The organism is Bartonella queenslandensis AUST/NH15, assembly GCF_000312585.1.
Taxonomy (GTDB): Bacteria; Pseudomonadota; Alphaproteobacteria; order Rhizobiales; family Rhizobiaceae; genus Bartonella; species Bartonella queenslandensis_A.
On the sequence record NZ_HE998425.1, the window covers coordinates 1 to 238 of the forward strand.

Below are 238 nucleotides of genomic sequence, written 5' to 3' on the forward strand. Positions count from 1 at the left end.
ATCAATGATGGGACGCGTGTTGCTCCTTATGATGAGATGTGGCGTTATTTTCAGCGTATTCTCTCGCTTGATCGCCTCATGCAATTAGAGCGTATTAAAAGCAATGTTGACTCTAAAGAACCCGTTGCCAAAAAAGGCATGTTTGCAGACCCTTTCTTGGATGACTCTTACAGAGATGAAGGATTTCCCCAAACAGGGGCTATCGGCAATGGCATTTTGCAGCTTGCCATTGATCCAA

Annotated in this window: 1 protein-coding gene; it reads left to right on the forward strand. The window is 44.5% G+C overall.

Features of this window, described 5'->3' with window-relative positions:
• The coding region (locus tag BN338_RS10545) for a DUF4815 domain-containing protein (protein ID WP_039762540.1) at positions 1–238 on the forward strand (238 nt) is incomplete at both ends.